Annotated in this window: 16 protein-coding genes; 10 read left to right on the forward strand and 6 right to left on the reverse strand. The window is 60.7% G+C overall.

The features are described from left to right. The first annotated feature begins 185 nt into the window (after positions 1-185). From AC3WQS_RS25530 to AC3WQS_RS25540, 3 genes are all read left to right on the forward strand, one after another. Entirely contained in the window at positions 186-992 is an 807-nt protein-coding gene (locus tag AC3WQS_RS25530) for a peptidoglycan DD-metalloendopeptidase family protein (protein WP_492713192.1), read from the forward strand. A 243-nt stretch (positions 993-1,235) separates the two neighbouring features. Continuing rightward, a complete protein-coding gene (locus tag AC3WQS_RS25535) occupies positions 1,236-1,997 on the forward strand; it encodes a pentapeptide repeat-containing protein (RefSeq protein ID WP_492713191.1) in 762 nt (253 codons plus the stop codon). 12 nt (positions 1,998-2,009) lie between these two features. Beyond that, positions 2,010-2,426, forward strand: coding sequence for a hypothetical protein (locus AC3WQS_RS25540; RefSeq protein ID WP_492713190.1), 417 nt, complete (start codon positions 2,010-2,012; stop codon positions 2,424-2,426). A gap of 577 nt (positions 2,427-3,003) precedes the next feature. On the opposite strand, the gene AC3WQS_RS25545 is transcribed toward AC3WQS_RS25540, so the two are convergent. From AC3WQS_RS25545 to AC3WQS_RS25555, 3 genes are all read right to left on the reverse strand, one after another. Next, entirely contained in the window at positions 3,004-3,465 is a 462-nt protein-coding gene (locus AC3WQS_RS25545; RefSeq protein ID WP_317558220.1) for an Hsp20/alpha crystallin family protein, read from the reverse strand. A 279-nt stretch (positions 3,466-3,744) separates the two neighbouring features. After that, entirely contained in the window at positions 3,745-5,022 is a 1,278-nt protein-coding gene (locus tag AC3WQS_RS25550) for a wax ester/triacylglycerol synthase domain-containing protein (protein WP_021333874.1), read from the reverse strand. Between the two features lie 46 nt (positions 5,023-5,068). Further along, entirely contained in the window at positions 5,069-6,733 is a 1,665-nt protein-coding gene (locus AC3WQS_RS25555; protein ID WP_492713189.1) for a hypothetical protein, read from the reverse strand. 239 nt (positions 6,734-6,972) lie between these two features. Between AC3WQS_RS25555 and AC3WQS_RS25560 the strand changes: the two genes are divergently transcribed. The 3 genes from AC3WQS_RS25560 (at position 6,973) to AC3WQS_RS25570 (ending at position 10,786) form a co-directional block, all read left to right on the forward strand. Next, positions 6,973-9,312, forward strand: coding sequence for an arylsulfatase (locus tag AC3WQS_RS25560; protein ID WP_492713188.1), 2,340 nt, complete (start codon positions 6,973-6,975; stop codon positions 9,310-9,312). Positions 9,313-9,448: 136 nt separating this feature from the next. After that, a complete protein-coding gene (locus AC3WQS_RS25565; protein WP_029537817.1) occupies positions 9,449-10,066 on the forward strand; it encodes a hypothetical protein in 618 nt (205 codons plus the stop codon). A gap of 228 nt (positions 10,067-10,294) precedes the next feature. Then, positions 10,295-10,786, forward strand: a complete 492-nt coding sequence (locus AC3WQS_RS25570) for an FBP domain-containing protein (RefSeq protein ID WP_080910146.1) — start codon at positions 10,295-10,297, stop codon at positions 10,784-10,786. Between the two features lie 150 nt (positions 10,787-10,936). On the opposite strand, the gene AC3WQS_RS25575 is transcribed toward AC3WQS_RS25570, so the two are convergent. From AC3WQS_RS25575 to AC3WQS_RS25585, 3 genes are read right to left on the reverse strand one after another with little or no spacing between them, the layout of a single operon-like run. Beyond that, positions 10,937-11,677, reverse strand: a complete 741-nt coding sequence (locus AC3WQS_RS25575) for an ABC transporter permease (protein WP_211918053.1) — start codon at positions 11,675-11,677, stop codon at positions 10,937-10,939. Next, a complete protein-coding gene (locus AC3WQS_RS25580) occupies positions 11,674-12,609 on the reverse strand; it encodes an ABC transporter ATP-binding protein (protein WP_029254676.1) in 936 nt (311 codons plus the stop codon). The genes AC3WQS_RS25575 and AC3WQS_RS25580 overlap by 4 nt, the downstream gene beginning before the upstream one ends. Further along, on the reverse strand, positions 12,606-12,968 hold the full coding sequence (locus tag AC3WQS_RS25585) for a GntR family transcriptional regulator (protein WP_019747490.1): 363 nt from the start codon (positions 12,966-12,968) through the stop codon (positions 12,606-12,608). The genes AC3WQS_RS25580 and AC3WQS_RS25585 overlap by 4 nt, the downstream gene beginning before the upstream one ends. 163 nt (positions 12,969-13,131) lie before the next feature. Here AC3WQS_RS25585 and AC3WQS_RS25590 point away from each other — a divergent pair, with 163 nt between their 5' ends. The 4 genes from AC3WQS_RS25590 (at position 13,132) to AC3WQS_RS25605 (ending at position 18,636) form a co-directional block, all read left to right on the forward strand. Next, complete coding sequence (locus AC3WQS_RS25590; RefSeq protein WP_492741578.1) at positions 13,132-13,326, forward strand: hypothetical protein; 195 nt, start codon at positions 13,132-13,134, stop codon at positions 13,324-13,326. A 1,296-nt stretch (positions 13,327-14,622) separates the two neighbouring features. Further along, positions 14,623-15,309, forward strand: coding sequence for an MspA family porin (locus tag AC3WQS_RS25595; RefSeq protein WP_492713186.1), 687 nt, complete (start codon positions 14,623-14,625; stop codon positions 15,307-15,309). Positions 15,310-15,493: 184 nt separating this feature from the next. Beyond that, on the forward strand, positions 15,494-15,838 hold the full coding sequence (locus AC3WQS_RS25600) for a hypothetical protein (RefSeq protein ID WP_046378089.1): 345 nt from the start codon (positions 15,494-15,496) through the stop codon (positions 15,836-15,838). Further along, the gene (locus AC3WQS_RS25605) at positions 15,835-18,636 is read left to right on the forward strand and encodes a hypothetical protein (protein WP_492713185.1); all 2,802 of its coding nucleotides are present in this window, start codon (positions 15,835-15,837) and stop codon (positions 18,634-18,636) included. Before AC3WQS_RS25600 ends, AC3WQS_RS25605 begins: the two co-directional genes overlap by 4 nt. The last annotated feature ends 5 nt before the right edge of the window (positions 18,637-18,641 follow it).

Raw genomic sequence — 18,641 nt, forward strand, 5'->3', positions numbered from 1 at the left:
ACAGACCTGCGGGTCTATGCGCGCGATCGCGTTCGAGAGTGGTCACCGTACTTCTCTCCATGGCGCAATCCGAAAATTTCACTCCAACGGAGTCTCGGTGCGATGCACCGCGTAGCTCAGCACGTACTGAGTGCTGTCTGGCGGTAGAGCCTGCGCCGGCTCCGAGCACATCAGTCAAGGAAAATATGAGTAAGCACAGAAAACACAAGCCTTCCAGCACAAAACGATTCATCGCCGTAACTGCAGGACTGGGCGCCCTTGTGGGGGCCGGAGCAGTTGTCAATGCAGGTACCGCCGGTGCGCAGGGCTGGTCGGCGAGTTGCAGTTGGGAGTGGCCGGTAAGCGGATCACTTTCGCAGGGGTACCACGCGGGACATGACGGAGTCGACTTCGCTGTCAACGTCGGCACCGCGCTTCACGCGCCGACATCGGGCACGATTTCTGTTGCCGGACCCAATGATCCGGGTGGATACGGAACGTACATCCAGTTGGAAGCGGACAGTGGCGAGCAGATTCAGATGGGCCACCTCTCCGAAACCTGGGTCGGTGTGGGGCAGCACGTCGAGGTAGGCGACCAGATCGGGGCAACGGGTAACACCGGTAGCTCCACCGGTCCACATCTGCACCTCCGCATTCACAGTGGTGGCGCCGTCGATCCCATGTCCTTCCTGAGTTCGATCGGGGCGTGCGATACCGGGTCGAGCATCGTGCCCGCACCCGCGCCCGTGCCGGCACCGGAAGTAGCACCCGAATCCGCACCGGAACCGGCGCCAGTTCCCGTCGTCTACTCTGAGGCAGCCGAATCTGCACCGGTAGAGAGCATTCCGGAGTCGAAGGCTCCAGCGTCTGGCGAAGAGGTAGTCGTTGCGGCCGGTGATACATTGTTCGACCTCGCTGCAGAACGAGGTCTCACCTGGCAGCAGTTGTGGGACATCAATCCACAGATCGCCGATCCCGACCAGATCTTTGTGGGCGACGTAATCAATCTGTGAGAGTGGATAATTCGATACTGATCCTGGGATGAGTCAAAGATTCGTATACGACCGGTTCCAGTACCCGAGTTAACTCCGAGTTCCAGTTGGTGCGTGTGAGCGCTGCAGCCGGGCCGTGTATTTCACGGTCCGGCTGTTTGCGCGCTCCGAGAAGTGATTCCTACCGAAGTGCTGATGCGTGGCGGTTCGCTTCTTGGGCAGCCACGGCCAATCGCGGGGGATCTTGCCGATACTATTGAGCCCGTGAACCGGTCCGCGATCACCTCCCTACGTCGACGTTGGTCAGATGAGGGCGTCGACAATTTACGGGCGCAGCTGCTCGATCAGTCGCGGATCGTCAAGCCGCCCCACACTCTCGTCTCCCCATGGGCGGAGACCGATGACGGGCTGATCGATGTGCGTGGCCTGACAGCGGGTAGCGGTGGATTGGACATCCGGTATCTCACGTTGGAACGGATTGATCTGAGTTTCGCTCGGGGTGCGATCTCCGCCTTCGAATCCGAATTATTCGACTGCCGTTTCGATTTCGTGGCACTGACCGGACAGCCCCGTTTCAATCGCCGATTCGAACGGTGCAGTTTCCGGGGTGCCACGCTCTCGCGTCTGGCGCTCGGACCGAGGGTGGTCGATTGCGATTTCACTGGAGCCAAAGCACGCGGGCTCCGCTCCGTGCCCAATACTGTGTTCGAACGATGTGCATTCGACGACACAGACCTGCCTGGTGCGCAGTTCGCCGATACCTCTTTCGTGGAGTGCACTTTCGGCGGCTCAAGATTCTCGGCGGCCACGAGTTTTGTGCGGTGTTCCTTCACCCGGACCGCTGTCGAGTTCTCCGAGGCGCGAGTGTCGCGAACAACGGGTGACGGCGCCGCGATTCCGGATCAATGGGCAGGTGAGGCCGATACCGCAGTCGCACTGGAGCGGTATGCCGGTCGATATGCCCGAGCACTTGGCATGGGCGACACAGAGGGTATGGCCCTCGATCCTGAAATGGATGATTCGTAAAGGGGGAGATCGATGACTCGCGGGGTCACGTTCAGAACAGTGTTCGGTGGACCGTCGGTGCCGCTCGACTTCATCGAGGAGTTGACTCGGCTCAGACACCGGCTGAGGCGCATCGCGATGCAGTACGACTTCGATCTGTTTGTTGTCGTTGGTGGCGACATCACCGTGGTGACCGATCCGACCGGGATCCGGCTTCCACGTGTGTTTCTGGGCCGGCGCACCGCTACGGCGCAGGTACAGATGAACACTGACGACGTGATGGGGGTGTCCGACCCGCGTGCATTTCTGTACACGACGATCCATGCGGCACTGACGGAACTGATCGCGCGTGTCTCAGACCGCGACAATGACTTCGATGCGGACGGGGAGCGGGCGAAGATCGAGTTCTTGATCCTCGATGACAGTGGCGAGCGCGAATCAAAGCTGTGATGGCAATGACAAATGCTGCGCTCCCAGATTCGTCAGGCTGTTGTCGCTCTCTGGCATCAAACACTGCGGTGGGCCCAATGAATCCGGACATTCCGGCTAAACGATGTGTATATACGTTGTAACCGTACGTGTCACGGGTGGCCGGTGTCGGCGCGCTTCGTCCTTGTTGTGTGAGTGTTTCGTCCCGCTCCGCCCATTTCGGGCGATTCTTCATCTAGCTGAGGTTGGTGAATCTTCGGCTTGCGTCGTGGAACGATCCTCAGGCTTCGCCCGGGCTTGACGACTGAATACGGCCTTCCGTCCGCCCGAATAGACGGACGGAAGACCTCAATTCAGTTGCGGGTGAACGCACTCGGCGATCGCGGTCGGGTCTTGTCAGGGTTGAAATTCGTCGTTGGATGAATTCTCCGGCGAGCCGGCCGTGAGTATGCGCGTCCACCACCTTTGTCGCTGCGGATCTTCGTTCCAGACGACCGGTTCAGCCAGAGCTGCGGCGGGGGCCATGATTGGCGCGGGCATAGTGGACCTCCTGGATGAAAGGTTCTTGTACAGTCGATTTCGTGCCAAGCCGTTCAGGTCAGGCTTCGATCTGTCCCTGAGTTTCTGCCTCGGAGTTGGCAGTGCTGGACGGCGGCCCCGACGAGATTTCGATCCGCCGCGGTTTCGCCTTCTCTGCGATCGGCAAGCTCACGGTCAACACGCCGTTGTCGTACGAGGCGACGATCCGCTCGGAGTCGATGTCCTCACTGATGGACAGCTGCCTTCTATACGTTCCCGTGAAACGCTCGCTGGCCAGCCACGTCACTCCATCTTCGGAGAGAGCACTGCGGTGCGCGGTCAAGGTCAGGGTCGAGCCGTCTACCTGTACGTCCACCGATCCCGGGTCGACGCCGGGAAGATCGGCGTGAAGGACGTAGTGATCATCGATCTTGTAGAGGTCCATCGGCATGAAACGTGGACTTCGGTTGCTGCCGGTTCCGGTAGCAAGCAAGGACTTGGTGATCGCGTCGATGTCGGTGAAGGGATCGAAACGAAGCACAGCAACACACCTCCCGTATCGTCTAAGAAAGGCCACCGTCACCTCGACGGCGACCGAACTCACTGTGCGAGAACATGATAACCAACCGATCTGGCACTCTGCAACCTTGAGTGCCAGATTCTTCGACTGAACTTCGGCTAGATTTTCGGGAGCATCTGGGGGCGTGGCTGTTCGGTGATCACGCGATCACTCGAGTCCTGCTGGATCAGGACACCTGGGTTCAAGAATCCGCAGATGCCTCGGTTCGATCCGCCTCGAACGAGTGTAATGAAGTACCAGTCAGCTTGTGGTGCTGGCTATTTCGTCGAGAGCTCGTTCTACGGCTTGCGCGATCTTGCTTGCCGGAGGGAGATGCTCGGCATCGGTCTGGATTCCGATCCAGAATTTATCGTTGTAGGACGCTGCTGTGAAGCCGATTCGAACATTGCCCGCCAACGGGCCGAGCGGCCAGAGTTGGACGAGCGCTGCCCCGTCGAGCGTGAGCGGACCGCGTGGTCCGTGAACATTGGACACCACTGCACCGATCATGTGCTGTCGCTTCGCGAATTTGTCGAAGATGCCGGCTACACGCGGCGACCGAAATGTTGTTCCTGCCGCACGTGCGGACGGTTTTGCGGCCGCAGTTTGCTTCGCGACGATTGCGACGGCACGTTCCAGGTCTGTTTCTTGAAGTGGGAGGTCGATGATCATGAATCCGACGGCGTTGCGTGCGTCTCCGATCGCTGTGACTGCGACGGGGACCGATACGGCGATCGTTTTCGGAATGGACTCGCCACGATCTTCGAGGATGAATCGCAGTCCGGTGCCCGCTGCAACGAGGTAGGCATCGTTCAATGTGCCTCCCACACTTTGCGCACCGCGCACGACCGGAGCGGTCCGGGTGCTGACGGAAGCGATGGATCTCGTGGTGCCGATTGTGCCGAGCAGTACCCGTGATCGGATCGGCCGATGTAGGAACGTCCCGATTCGAAATCGGAGGAGGTCCAGGGAACTGGCCTTCTGGGGGATGTGTGGCTCGGGGGAGTGGCCGGTTTTCGCCGTTGGTGGCGCCCCTGGGTCGGGTTTTTTCGAATCAGGCGAGGCGAACAAGCGCTCGAAAAGGTCGCTGGCACCGGCGCCGTCGAGAACCGCATGATGCACTCGAATGACGATGCCGCACTGACCGGTTCGAGCTACAGGAATCAATGCGATGTGCCACAACGGTCGGGTGGTGTCAAGGGGTTGCATCACAAGTCGACCACAAACCGCTTCGAAGTCGGGTTCGGTGGGACCGCGTTCCTCCAGTGAGACATGGAGGTCGACCTCTATGTTGCTTTCCGTCCACCACCATGACCCATGCCGCACAATCGGTCGTTGCCGCAACAACGGTTCCTGCGCGATCTGCGCGGCGAGTGTTCGGTGAAGATGCGCTAGATCCGGTCGACCGTCGCTGTCGACAAAGCCGCCCGGAGAGAGCAGACCGGCAATAGTGACCAGGTACGGCTGGACATCCACACCGAGCTGGAAGCTCGCAGCGTCGACGGGTGATATCGGCACGTCGGGTGTGGTGTCGACCATCTGCTGAGCCTAATCGAGGCGACACGGTGGACGGCGCTGGTTTCGGCTAGCGGATCACCAAGTCGTGGTCGGTGGCGCTGAGCGTGATCGCGGCAATGGGGTTTCCGCGCATCCAGTCCTGCACGAACGCGTTCAGAGCGGGGTTCGATGCCCGATCCGCGTACGCGTCCGACGGGATCTCGATTGCCCCGACGAGGTGGCGCGGATCGGCATCGAGGCCGGATGCGCGGGGAGTCATCCGTAGTCCGTCGGCGGTGTGCAGGACGACCGGAAGAACCGTGCCATCCGGTGCAGTCACGGTCGCGGTCCGGGTGGTGGCGACCGGGTTGAAATGGTCCACGTCCAGTCGGTATCCGGACGGTTGTGCGTACTGGCCGATCGCGTCCAGCATGCGCGGATCCACCACAGAGTACGGAAACCCGATGTCGATCAGAGTCTGACCGTCGATGGCGCCGTCGCGGGCGGGCAAGGTCGTGGACAAGTGCCAGGGGGCAGCGGGGGACAGGGTATCCGTCGACCGGTCTGTCAGCGCGTTTTCGATCAGTGTGCCGAGGAGGGACGCGCCAGTCGGCGTGAACTCCCAAGCATCCCCGACGAGATCCTTGTGCCAGAAACCGGATTCGGCGCCGCGGCGGCCCTCGACACGCAACTCCCGCCGGTTCGGGCCGGGGCCGAGTGAGTGCACACTGATCGCGGATGTGACTTCACCGGGAATCTTGGGCTGGTGCACCCAGTCCGGTGCCGGAAGTTGGATCGCGGCGGTGCTGCGGTCCAGTGTTTCGGCCACGAGGTTGGGTGCCGACGGCTTGTCCGACTGATCTTCCCAGCTGTAGCGGAAGAAGATCGAGTCCGATCCCGAAGAATCGAAATCAAATGTGCGGGTGTACATGTCGCCGTACTTGTTCATCACGAAAGTGGTTGATCCGGCCGCCGACAGCGAGTCCGCCTGGAATCGCCCGCCGAGCGGGCCGCCGATCTCGTAGCTGTCGTCGTTGGGCAGCCACGGGTCTGCGTAGGTTATTCGGCTGCCGTCCGCGGTCAGCGTGGGGATCATCGTCATCTTGGCGAGCCCGACGAAGTGAATCCGTCCTGCGATGTCGATGAAAGTTTGATTGTCCCAAGGCGACGAGACGCTCAGTGCCCACCCGTTCGGCCGGTCTCCTGGAAGTTGTCGGCCTGGACCACTCCACAGGGGCGCACCCCACGCGGAAGTCCAGTTCCACAGGAGCGGGTCCTGGGAGGCGTTGTCCATCGTGTAAATCCAGCCGTTGTCGTCGACTGCGACGAGTTCGTCGTCGTCCAGTGATATCCCGACCAGTCGTCCACGTAGGCATTCGGGCATCGGCACGAAACGCCATGGCTCGGTCGTTGGTTCGCCGGGTGCCCGCGGACGAGCGAGTAAGTCGTGGTCGACCAGTGCAAAGTCCCAGAATCGATTGAATTGGCTTGTTGGCGTGCGAATCTCAATGGAAGAGGGGGCGGCCGTGCCGTTGAACAACGGAAGGTTTTCCAACCCGACTCGTCCGCCTCCCGAGGGTGCGCCGGGTGGCAGTTGGGCGGTTCCGAATGGTACGCAACTGGCCGGCCCGGTTTCGGTGGGCGTGGCTGCGGAGAGGGGACTGGACCACAGCAGGCCGGCGGCGAAGAGGATGCCGACGCTCGACAGTCGCGATCGGTGCAGGTGCGCAACTCCACTGTCGGTGTCGTTCACAGTTTGATTGTGGCACGTTCCGGCACGTCTGCCGTGCTGATTGTGTGGATTGTCCAAATGTGTCGGCCGGTGGCGCAAAGTGCTGATTGCTGCGCAGAGGAGTGGTTCCGTGCTAACCGGTCAGTGCTTTGTTCGAGTTATCAAGACGATTTGTCTGATTCTGTCTAGATTGGCAACAGCAGAGGTTTGATGCTGTGTGGGTAATGGCTGTGCCGAGTTCGTTGGAGTGGAGGCTACTGATGACACCAAAGTTCGCTGGCCGGATCGAACATGATGTGAGGTCCTCGACTCCGGATTGGGCGCCGTTCACCGAGCCTGAGGCCACTCGAGGTTCCCCAAACGTGCTCTATGTCGTGTGGGATGACATGGGGTACGGATCCTGGGATCTGTTCGGTGGCCTTGTCGAGATGCCCAGTATGAAGCGGATCGCCGACGACGGGCTCAAGTTCACCCAATTTCACACTACCGCACTGTGTTCGCCGACAAGATCCTCGATGTTGACCGGTAGGAACGCCACCACCAATGGGATGTCGACGATCGGTGAACTCGCGGCCGGATTCCCGAATCTTTCGTGTTACATCCCACCCGAGAACGGGTTCATTTCGGAGGTACTCCGTGAAAACGGGTACAACACTATGGCTGTCGGCAAGTGGCATCTGTCGCCGGCATCGGAAATGTCGATGGGGGCGTCGAAACGTACCTGGCCGACACAGCGAGGTTTCGACAGATTTTACGGGTTCCTCGGTGGTCTCACCGATCAGTGGTATCCGGACCTGTGGTACGACAATCACCAGGTCGACCCGCCAGCTTCGCCCTCCGAGGGCTATCATCTGTCGAAAGACTTGGCAGACAAAGCTGTCGAGTTTCTATCTGATTCCGCCGCAACTGCCCCCGACAAACCTTGGATGATGTATCTGTGTCCCGGGGCATGTCACGCACCGCACCATGTGTTCAAGGAGTGGTCGGACAAGTACAAAGGTGTGTTCGACGACGGGTACGAGTTGTATCGCGTCGCCGCGCTACAGCGACAGAAGGACCTCGGTCTCGTCCCGGCTGGGACAGTCTTGCCTGACATCAATCCGCTTGCCGCTGCCACCAGCACTGACGGGAAACCCTGGCCTGCATCCGATCTTATCCGGCCGTGGGAGTCGCTGAGCGAGAACGAGAGACAATTGTTCGTACGCCAGGCGGAAGTGTTCGCGGGATTCGCCAGCTACACAGACAGCCAGATCGGACGCGTCCTGGACTACCTCGAGCGCACCGGGCAGAAAGACAACACAATAATTGTCGCCGTATCGGACAACGGTTGCTCGGCCGAAGGTGGACCGAATGGATCGGTCAACGAAAACCGCTGGTACAACGACGTTCCTGAACGCCTCGAGGACAATCTGAAGTACCTCGACGAACTCGGCACCGAATCAACCCATCCGCATTTCTCGAACGGTTGGGCGATGGCCTTCAATACGCCGTTCAAGATGTACAAGACCAACTCGTCGTGGGAAGGCGGTACCGCCGATCCTATGGTGATCTCGTGGCCGAACGGCATTGCAGCCAGGGGAGAGGTGTGTGACACGTACATTCACGCCATCGATCTGGTCCCGACGATCTACGACCTTGTAGGAATCACAGCTCCGGATACCGTCCGATACGTCCCACAAGCCCCTATCGAAGGGGTGTCGATGGCTGACGTCCTGCGGGACGTCACTGCCGAGTCCCCGAAACACAGCCAGTTCTACTCCATGCTCGGGACCCGGGCGATCTGGCGGGATGGATGGCAAGCCAACACAGTGCACGCGCCCGCTCCGGCTGGGTGGGGGCACTTCGATGACGATGTCTGGCACCTGTATCACCTCGAGGAGGATCGCAATCAGCTGCACGACTTGGCATCACAGCGGCCCGAACTGTTGGCAGAGTTGGTCGAACTGTGGGACGAACAGGCAGGACGTTACAGCGGGTACCCTCTCGACGATCGGACCGCGATCGAGCTGTTCAGCCTCGAACGGCCCTCGGTCTCCGGCGAGGCCCGCAGACTCACTCTCTACCCGGGCGGTGCGGAGGTACCTGAGCGCGCGTTCGTGATTGCAGGGCGATCGTTCACGATCTCGGCGGCGGTGACGATCGATGCCGATCAATGTGACGGCGTCATCTTCGCCAGTGGCGGACGGTTCGGTGGGCACTCGCTGTATCTGAAAGACCGTCGATTGCACTACGTCTACAACTGGCTCGGGGAGAAAGAGCAGAAACTGATCGCACCTCATCAAATTCCGCTCGGGAAGGCAGTTCTCGGTGTCGACTTCGTCAAGTCGGGCCTCGACGGTCCGTCGCCCACAGGTACCGCACACTTGTACGTCAACGCCAAACAAGTTGCCACAGAACCCATCACCATTCAGCCGCTGTTCTTCTCGCTCTCCGGCGAAGGCTCGAACGTCGGACACGACCGCGGGCAACCGGTGTCCTCGGATTACACTTCGCCGTTCACCTTGACCGGGGCGACGATTAATCACGTGACAATCGACGCAGGCGACGATCTCGCAGTCGACCTGCAGCACGAAACTGACGCGGCATTTCGGCGAGACTGAGGCATTCGCACCGTCAGAAGCTACCGGGGCATCGCGCCGCGGAAACCGTTGGCCGGCGATCCAACCGAGATCGGCGGTGAAGCCGACGGGAGCGACATGACTGAGTCTGACGTCCACCTGCAGATACGGTGGGGTGATGAGAAGGCCGAAGTCGCTGGGTGAATGGTTGGTAGCTGACCCTCCGGAGTCGTCCAAGCCACCGGGGCCGATTCTTTTGGCATTCACCGTTGTTCCGCTTATTGCGTTGGTCTGCCGGCATTACGGGTGGTGGCCTTCGCCATTCGGTGACTTCAGGTGGTTCGATCCTCTCCTCGTCAGCGCTGCGGCTCTGCTCACCTTGATCGTTGTTGGTCTGGTGTGGGCGGTTCGTACGCTCTACGTTCTCGGCCAGGACCGACGGTGGTCGTGGTGGATCCTGCCCTCTCCGGTTGCCGTTATCGCCGCGGTCGCTGCGGTGTTGTTGATGCCGCCGGCAACTTTCCTCGACAAGAGCGGAGAGTTCGAGACCATCGCGATTGCTCTCCTGGAGCAGCCTGGATCGACTGTGGAAGAGCTCGAGATCGGCCAGTTCGAGATCAGCAGTGCCCATGTCGTACGTCCCGATGAGGTCTACTTCATCGACAACGACAGCATGTTCACCACCACGAGTGGATGGGTGTACTCGCCCAGCGGCGCACCTACGGGGTTCGACGATTTCTCCGCAAAGCACCTCGGCGGACCTTGGTACGAGTTCACGGCGGTCTGGCGTGACTGATTCACCGCGCCATTTCAGGCATGAAGTGCGTCGATAAATCGAGTGGCCCGTGTCGAGGACCTGTGGCTACCATCGGGGTGTGGACATCGTGATGCCCCATGGGCGTGAGGGGGTTGTCGGCGTCGTCTTCGCCGGCAGCAGATAGCGCATTTCGGACCCGACAGCACTAGGTGCTGGTCGGGCCATGAGCTGTACCCACCTTCACCGATCCACGATTGGCATACACCCATGATCATTTTGACCGATACATCTGTTCGTTCCAGCCTCGTCAACGCGAGCCGTAAGGAGAAGACTGATCTCACGTTGCCGGATGGCTTCGACACCATCGACTTCGACGCTCTCGACTATCTGGGCTGGCGAGATCCCAAAATGGGCCGACGCGCCTACGCGATCGTCCCGACACTCGACGGGGAGATCATCGGAGTCTTGCTCGTTCAAGCGCAAGCCACTCCGCGGTCGCGTGCCCAGTGTTCCTGGTGCCGTGACACGCGCCTTCCCAACGAGGTCGTCTTCTACGGCGCCAAGTTGGCCGGGCCAGCTGGTCGACGCGGCAGCACAGTCGGAACACTGATCTGCCGAGATTTCCAGTGCTCGGCCAATGTTCGTAACGACCCCCCGCTACCATACGCCGGCTACGATGCCGCCGCTGCGCGCCAGGACCGGAAAGATGAACTGGTGCTGCGTGCTTCGAGTTTTGTCGAGCGAGTGGCTCGGCAGTAGCGAGGGCCATCCAATCGGGAGCGAGTCGCGTACTGTTGCGAAGTTCGACCCCCTTCCTGCCATAGGGAGGGGGTCGAACTGCCTGGACGGTGTCGATCCGAGGGGCACTCGGAGACGGTGCGACATCTGGCGTCGCACATGATTACTCGGTCAGGGCGTTGCTCGACGTAACGTGACCCAGGCTCCGGCTATGCAGGCGATGGCCAGGGCCAATGGAAGTAGTGCCATCGGCACCACTCGGGAAGTATCGGCAAACCACGAACCGATCGCCGGCCACCAGTTGGCCCAGGTGATTACGATCGCTGACAGGCCGAGCACACCGAAGAGACCGGTGAGAGAGGCGAGCAGACCGGTGGTCCTCCATCGCTGGTAGATCGCACCTGTCAGCATTGCGATCGAACTGGTCAGCAGCAGCGTCGCGAACAGCGCGAGCAGCTGAACGGCTGCGCTGTCGGTGAAATAGCGTGCGATGCCGAACATGCGCATGTGCACACCCCAGCCGTTGGTGGCGGACTCCACCACTGACAGCAGTTGTAGCGCGATTGCGAAGATTGCGGACTGTGCCAGCGCCATTATCGTGGTGGCAGTGAAGAACTCGCGGCGAGTCACGCTCAGCCCGAGCGCGAACGGGAACGTCTGGGTCATCGACTGGAGGTAGAACGCCAGCACGAAACCGTAAACGGAGAACACACTGCCGGTGAATCCCTCACCCTCATCGTTCCGGACGATCGCGTAGATGGTGAAGCTGATGAGGAAAGAGATCAAAAGGATGCCCACCGGCCAGGCGATCAGCAACGGCCACGCGACCGTGTGCAGTTGGAGGACGGAACCGATCCTGGACCGGGTGGGCGCCTTCGGGACCGTCCGTGGCGCTGTCGTTGCGATGCTCATGCGGTGATCTCCTTGCGCTGCGTCGAAGTCGCGATGACAAGTTCCTGCAAAGATGCCGGTTCCACTTGGACTCCGGCCTCCCGCAGTCGGATTCGCTCGGTCTCGGTCACATCGGCCTGCAACATGATTCGGCTGTGGGAGCCTAGTGTCTCCCGGCGCAGGACCCTGCCGGACGCGGCAACGGCATCCACCGCATCAAAGGGGCCGGATACCACTACGGCGCGACCTCGCAGTGCGTCCGCGTCCTCGTCGACGACAATCCGGCCGCTGTCTACGACGATCACGTGCTCGAGCAGATTGGCTACCTCGTCGATAAGGTGAGTCGAAAGCACTACAGTGCGAGGATGTTCGGCGTAGTCGGCAAGCAGTCGATCGTAGAACAGTTGGCGTGCAACGGCATCGAGGCCGAGATACGGCTCGTCGAAGAGCGTGAGCGGTGCACGGGAGGCAAGTCCGATAATCACTCCCAACGCTGACCGCATGCCGCGCGAGAGCTTCTTCACCTTGCGGCACAGTGGAAGTTGGAAATCGTCGAGCAGTGTCTCGGCGAATGCGTGGTCCCAATTCGGGAGCAAATGGCCGGCGGCGACGAGTACATGCTTGACCTTGAGGTCTTCGGGGTACGTCTGGCTTTCCTTGACGAAGCACACGTTCGCCAGGACGTCGGCATTTTCGAAAGGGGCAGCGCCGAATACCTCGACGTCGCCGCTGGTGTGCAGGTCCTGTCCGGTCAGTATCTGCATGATCGTGGTCTTGCCTGCGCCGTTACGGCCGAGCAGGCCGTAGATCTTGTTCTGGCCGATCTCGAACGAGACGTCCGAGAGCGCATCGACGTCCCCGTAGCTTCTGTTCACTGCTCGCATCGAGGCGACGAGTTCAGTTTCGTCGAAACGCCTGACGTGCGACTTGGTCGTTGTCGTGCTTGAGTTCATCGGTCCGCCTTCCTGTCGTCCAGCATGGATTTGAGTTCGTCGAGGGAAATCTGAAGGCGGTCGGCCTCCATGACCAGCGGCTCGATGTATTGGCGCGCGAACGCTTCTCGTCGTCTGAACCTGAGTGCGTCGCGGGCGCCGACGGTGACGAACATTCCGATTCCCCGTTTCTTGTAGAGGAGCCCCTCGCCTACGAGTTGATTGAGGCCCTTGGCTGCCGTCGCCGGATTGATTCGGTGGAACGCCGCCAGTTCGTTGGTTGAGGGCACCTGCCCGTCTTCCGGCAGTGAGCCGTCGATGATCGAGCCTTCGATCTGCTCGGCGATCTGCTGGAACAGTGGTCGTCCGTCGTCGATCACGATGATCGACGCCCGGTGTTCACTGGTTCATTACTCATGTAATGAACCATAGAACGTCGTGGGGCATGTTGGCAATGAGATCGCGGAATCTGGCACCGATGCCTTGGGTCTCCGAGCGCTACCCATCGGGATATTCATCGCAGAGGCTGATGGAACAGCTTGGATGCAGACCAGCTACGACTTCCAGATCCCCGACCAGGCGGTCGAGAGCACAACCTCGATGGCGCGGGCGTACTGGCCGAATACCCGCCCCGAACATCACCCACGTACCGTCGTCGAACTCGATGTCGACGACCCCGCGGGGCGTTGCACCACAGGCATTGAACTTCTGCGGAACCGTGGAACCGCCCCGTTGTAGGTGGTCGACCACGGGACGGGGCACCTTCGGGTGGCCGTCTCCTATTTTGGAGGGAGTCGATCCCTTGGCAACAGAGAACAGTTCATTGATCGAATCGCTAAGTTCGGCAGTTATCGCCCCAATGAATTCGGCTACCTCATCGAAGACGGCAACTATGTCGCGGGGTCATTCTGCATGGACGTTGTAGATGGGGAGTTCATCACGCGTTGACGCAAACACCCGTCAGCATTGGCAATTCGCCACCCAACGTGAAGCAGGCGAAACCAGAAGCCTCGGCTTCGGGTCGTAACCCGCAGTTGTAGAACAGAAGCCGGACCGCACGCCCCGGTCCGGCTGTTTTTCGTCAACCCAAAGACGGAGTCGCATCCACCGCAAGTAGGGACTTAGCGCCCTGTTTTGGTGTTTCTGTACTGATTTGCAATCCGATACGTACGCTTCCGGCCAGGGAATCGGACACTCGACCAAACAGGGGTATCTATGCCGAATGTGTCAGTGAAATTCGGGGGTTCAGACCCGGAAACAGCCGACCTTGCACGCCGGGCACTGCAACCAGTACTCGACAGCATCTACCGCACATACCGCAGGAAACCACTCCCATTCGTCGAAGCCGCACTTAAGCGCGCAGGCCGAGGAAGCTTCTCACAAGCAGGAATTGAAAGATTCGCCAATTACATTTCAAGAGGCGACCGACCGATCCTCACCAAATAGCGGCCGCCGTGATCAGGCCGAAGACCGAAGCGCTTCCACCGGCTACCTGGTCGACGACCTAATTGGTCGGTGCCGACTAGGTACTGGTCCATCGTGGTCAACATCAAGAGACAGCTCCCGCCCGCGTCCGAGATCGGTAGCTGCCTCAACGTGGCACGGGCACTCGAGCCAGCAGATGTATTCGATCAATCGGAGCTGAGAATGCTGATTGAGCAGATGCACATTAGATCGACCTCTGTCGTGTTTTTCCTTCCTTCGGTCTTCGTAGCTGTGTTTTTCGGTCAAAACCCCTGAGTCCTTCGTTGTCCAGAAACTGTTGGAGAACTGTGCAGCCGTCAACGCTGGGAATGCCCGGGGACGTACCGCGTGCGCCGAACAGGAAACGTGATGTCGGACACGGCGTGACAAAGGTCCCTTATGCAGGTCGGATTGCTTTCGTGATGTGTCTGTTATTGGAGTTTCGAGGTATTTCGGCTCCGGGGCATTCGGAGCTGTGGCGGCCAAACGGGACGATTGGTACTGTCCGGTAACTCGTTCAGTTAGTTATCGGTTACCGTCAGGTTTCCGTTCGAAGCTCGGGAGCAGTCCATGAGAATCGGTCAATCGAATCGCGCAGCGCGTCCCTGTGTGAAGTCTTTGGGTGTAGCTGTAAGTGTTTGTGCTGCAAGCGCTGTCGTAGCAGGAATCGTCTCCGTCGGAACCGCCTCGGCAGCCCCGACGGCGTTGGCGGACAAATTCGCGAGCACGGTCACCGATGACGGCTGGTCGTTGGATCTTGCCGCCACGAAACTTTCGGCGAACCCGGTGCCGAATCTGGCGACGACGGCGTTCACTCGTGAGGGGTTCGTGTCGGCGAAGGTGACCGGCACGATTGGTGGTGCGGGCGATTCGGCAGTGAAGACCGGATATGTCGAGCAGGGATTGCAGATCGGCTGCCAGATCGATGTCTCCTCCGGACTTGGCTTGGGGCTTGGCTTTTCGCTCGGCCCGTCTGTCGGTGTGAGTATTTCGGGTGTCCCGTCGGCGAACGTGGGTGTGAATGCGTCGGTAAATCCGAGTATCCAGTCGACGATTGCGCCGGGCACGATCACGACGATTCCGTTGGGGAAGAAGGATCTCGAGTCGTCGAAGGCGTCGATCACGGCAGAGAACGTGCACGTGAAGGTTGATGCGTGCATGGGGCCGGTGACGATCCGCTCGTACGCACAACTGTCGGTGTCGACGGCGACGTCCGACAACACGTTGTTCGTGTACTCCGATCCCACCTGGCTCTGACCTCTGATCCCGGGGCGGTCACGCGGGGATATCTGCTCGACATCCGCGCCGCAACTGACTGTTTTCTGACGTCGTTGTGCGCCTTGACATCGACTTAGTGCGCCATTCGATCTTGTCGCATTCAGATCCTCTCTGAATGCATCTGTCCTGCTGCCGTTCTCGTTCATTGTCTGGAGTTCAAGTCATGGCTGTCCGTAGTGCTGATCATTCTCGGCCTGATCCAATAGCTGATCAACGAGCTGCTGTCGGTCGCGACCGCAACGCTAGCGATGACGACTGGGACCCGAACAGTGAATTGAGCGAAACGTCGAAGGCTGTGATCGCCGCAGTCGTCGGGTTGGGCTTGTTGATTGCAGCGTTCGCGGTGATCGGACGCCTCGGGGGCTGGGCCGAGGATTACGGGACGATCCTGGTGTATCTGGCGTTCTTTCTGTGGATGTCGATCGCGGGGCGCCTGTTCTGGTGGGGCGCAGACAAATTGATTGCCACGGTGAGGAAGAAGTCGGGCACGAGTGGTGATCGTCGGTGAAGTCCGCTCTGCGACTCAAGAGGTCATTCGCGGGGTTACTTGCAGCCGGAGCACTGTTGACCGGGACCGCCGGCGTGATCGGTGCGGGGCTCGCGCTCACTGCCGGACCGGCGCATGCGACACCGGAAGAGGATTGCGCGGCGGTGCGGGCACGTGATCATCAGATCTACCTGAACCTGATCGCCTCACTACCACCTGGTGCACCGATCCCGCCTGAGTACATCAACCCGTGCCTTACTGCGCCGTTCACGACCGCGACGGCTGCGCCGACGACCACCGTCGGGCTCCCCGGTGCACAGGCTCCGGGCGGTGGCCCGAACGTCGGGGCGAACGCACCCACGAACTTCCCCACCTACAACGGCACCCCCATCGTTCCCGTGCCGGGTGCGGCGCAACCGGGGCAGCCGCAGTCGCCGACACAATCTGGTGTCGAGAACCCTGCGGGAGTTCCGGTTCCGTCGACCACAGGCGGACCTGCCCCGAATACGCCGCAGCCTGCAGGATCGACCGCACCCACAGCGGTTCCCGATCGTGGTCCCGGACCCATCCCCGCGGATTCGGATTCGAATATCGCACCGGCCCAAACGGTTCCGGACCCGGCAGCAGATGTTTCCACAACCGGGGAGGACTCGGGCCGTGACCGGTATCTCGAACTCACCCTGATCGGCGCTGCGGCGTTCACCGCTGCGGGTATCGGAGTGCGCGGGCGGCCGGGACCGTTCAGCCCCCGCACGCCCGAAGCAGTGCTCTCCCAGGCGGTCGGGACTGTCGCGTCGCCGTTGACGGCGTACGCGCCTGGCGGGCAGTCCTCGTTGCGGGTGTTCGATCCGATCACCGGCGGAGGCCGGTTCTTCTTCCTGATCCACGACGAAACGTCGTCGCACGAATCCGTGATTCCGGTGACGGTGCCGCCCGGTGGTCACATGAGTGTCAACCCCGATGGCACGGTCACCGTCTTCGACGCCGACGGAAACCCGGTCTCGACAATCGATGCCCCGTGGGCGTACGACGCCAACGGCACACCCATCCCGACGCATTACGAGATTCGGGACGGGCAACTCGTCCAGGTCGTCGACACCGCCGGTATCGAGAACGTGCTGTATCCGATTTTGGCGGACCCGCAGGATCGCACACAGAGCGGCAAGAAATCGCCTGCACCGGCGCGCCCGACCAAGATATCCGGTGAGGACGACGGCACCCGCTCAGATGACGGTCCACATTGGAACGAGACACCGCAGGTCGAAGGCCACAAGGCCCCCAATCCACCAGTCCAGAAACCGAAACCCACTCAACCACCAGTCCCACCCGCGGTCGAGCCCGAACCACAAGTCCCTGAGCAGGCTCCGGCGCAAGTGCCGGAGCAGATCCCGCAGCAGTCGCCGGCCGAGAACATCAGCGGAGACATCGGCGGGGACGGACCAGGTGCCGGGACATCCCCATCCATCGACCCAGCGCCCGCTACACCGAACGAAACCGACCCACCCCAAGCAGAATTGGCAGGAATTCCGATCATCGGCGGCATCTTCAGTGCAGCCGAAGCCGGGCTCATGCTCACCGCTGGAATCGCAGCTTTGTTCGCGCAGATACTTGCAGGTGTGGGTCTGGGGGATTCGGAACTGTTCGGCCGCATGGAAAGCCTCGAGGAATGGGCGCTCGAGGCCGGGGTGAATCTCGCCGAAGTGCTTGTGAAGGCTATGGCCCTGCTTTCTCCGCAGGATCAGGCACTTCTTCGCACTGTCCTTTCTCCGTTCGTGAAGCTGCCCCCAGCGCATGAGCAGGACACTCCCGGCCACGCCCAGCCCGGGCCGGCCGGACCTGCCGCGAAGCCGCCGCCTCGGAGGCCCACACCGCGGCCTGTACCGCGTCTGCCTGGTGATCACGATCCGACCCAGCCGCAAGATCCCTCCAGCGAGCCGGATTCAGGCGATCCGGCAACACCGTCGGATCCGGGTTTCGAACCACCGGTAGACCCCGGCACCACCACACCTGGATTCGTTGACCCCGACCAACCTTCGGCTCCCGAACCTGGCGAGCAACCGGCCGTCGATCCGGTCAACCCAGGCCACATTCCGGTCGATCCCGAGACTCCCGGTGCGCCGACCCAGCCCGGGCCCCCGGATTTCGACCCCTTTGATCCCGACCCGAGCACGATCCCGCAGCCAGGTGCCATCGAAGATCCGACAGAGCGGCCCTCTACTCCCATCCCTGGGACGACATCACCTGATACACCGCTCCCCGGCGTACTAGTTCCACCATCAGCAGCTATCGAGCCAGGCCCAGCCCGGACACCGAGGACACCACCAGTCATTCCGCCTGATTCGCCGCCAACTACTCAGGACCAGGTCGTCATTGACCATGTGGAGCCGATACTGCAATATCTGGCGTCTCTGGCATGGTGGACCGTACTTGACCTTTACGGGACACGCCTACCCCCGTGGCTACTCGGCATTTTCGCGCATTCGATGTTTGAAGGTTTCGTCCGCAGTATCCTCTCTCCACAGGTCGGACAGCTGTTTCCTGGAGTTGTGTTGTTGCCGGAAGTGTCGTTCAGGCCGATCGAGGGGGGACCGGAAATCGCGGGTCGAGGTGAGCTGGGAAGCTTCCGACCTGATGTCGTACTCATCCGCACGATCATCGACGAGTTTGAGGATGCCACGATGGTTATCGTTCAGGTGTGGGATCTCAAGACGGGAAACGCGACTATTGACCGGGCCTGGGCAGAAAAAGTTGCGCAGTTCTTGCAGATTCCCTTGAACTGGATCAAGAATCTCTTCCCTGAAGCGATGGACAACGAATGACGTTC

It is taken from the genome of Rhodococcus sp. FW305-130 (assembly GCF_058788335.1).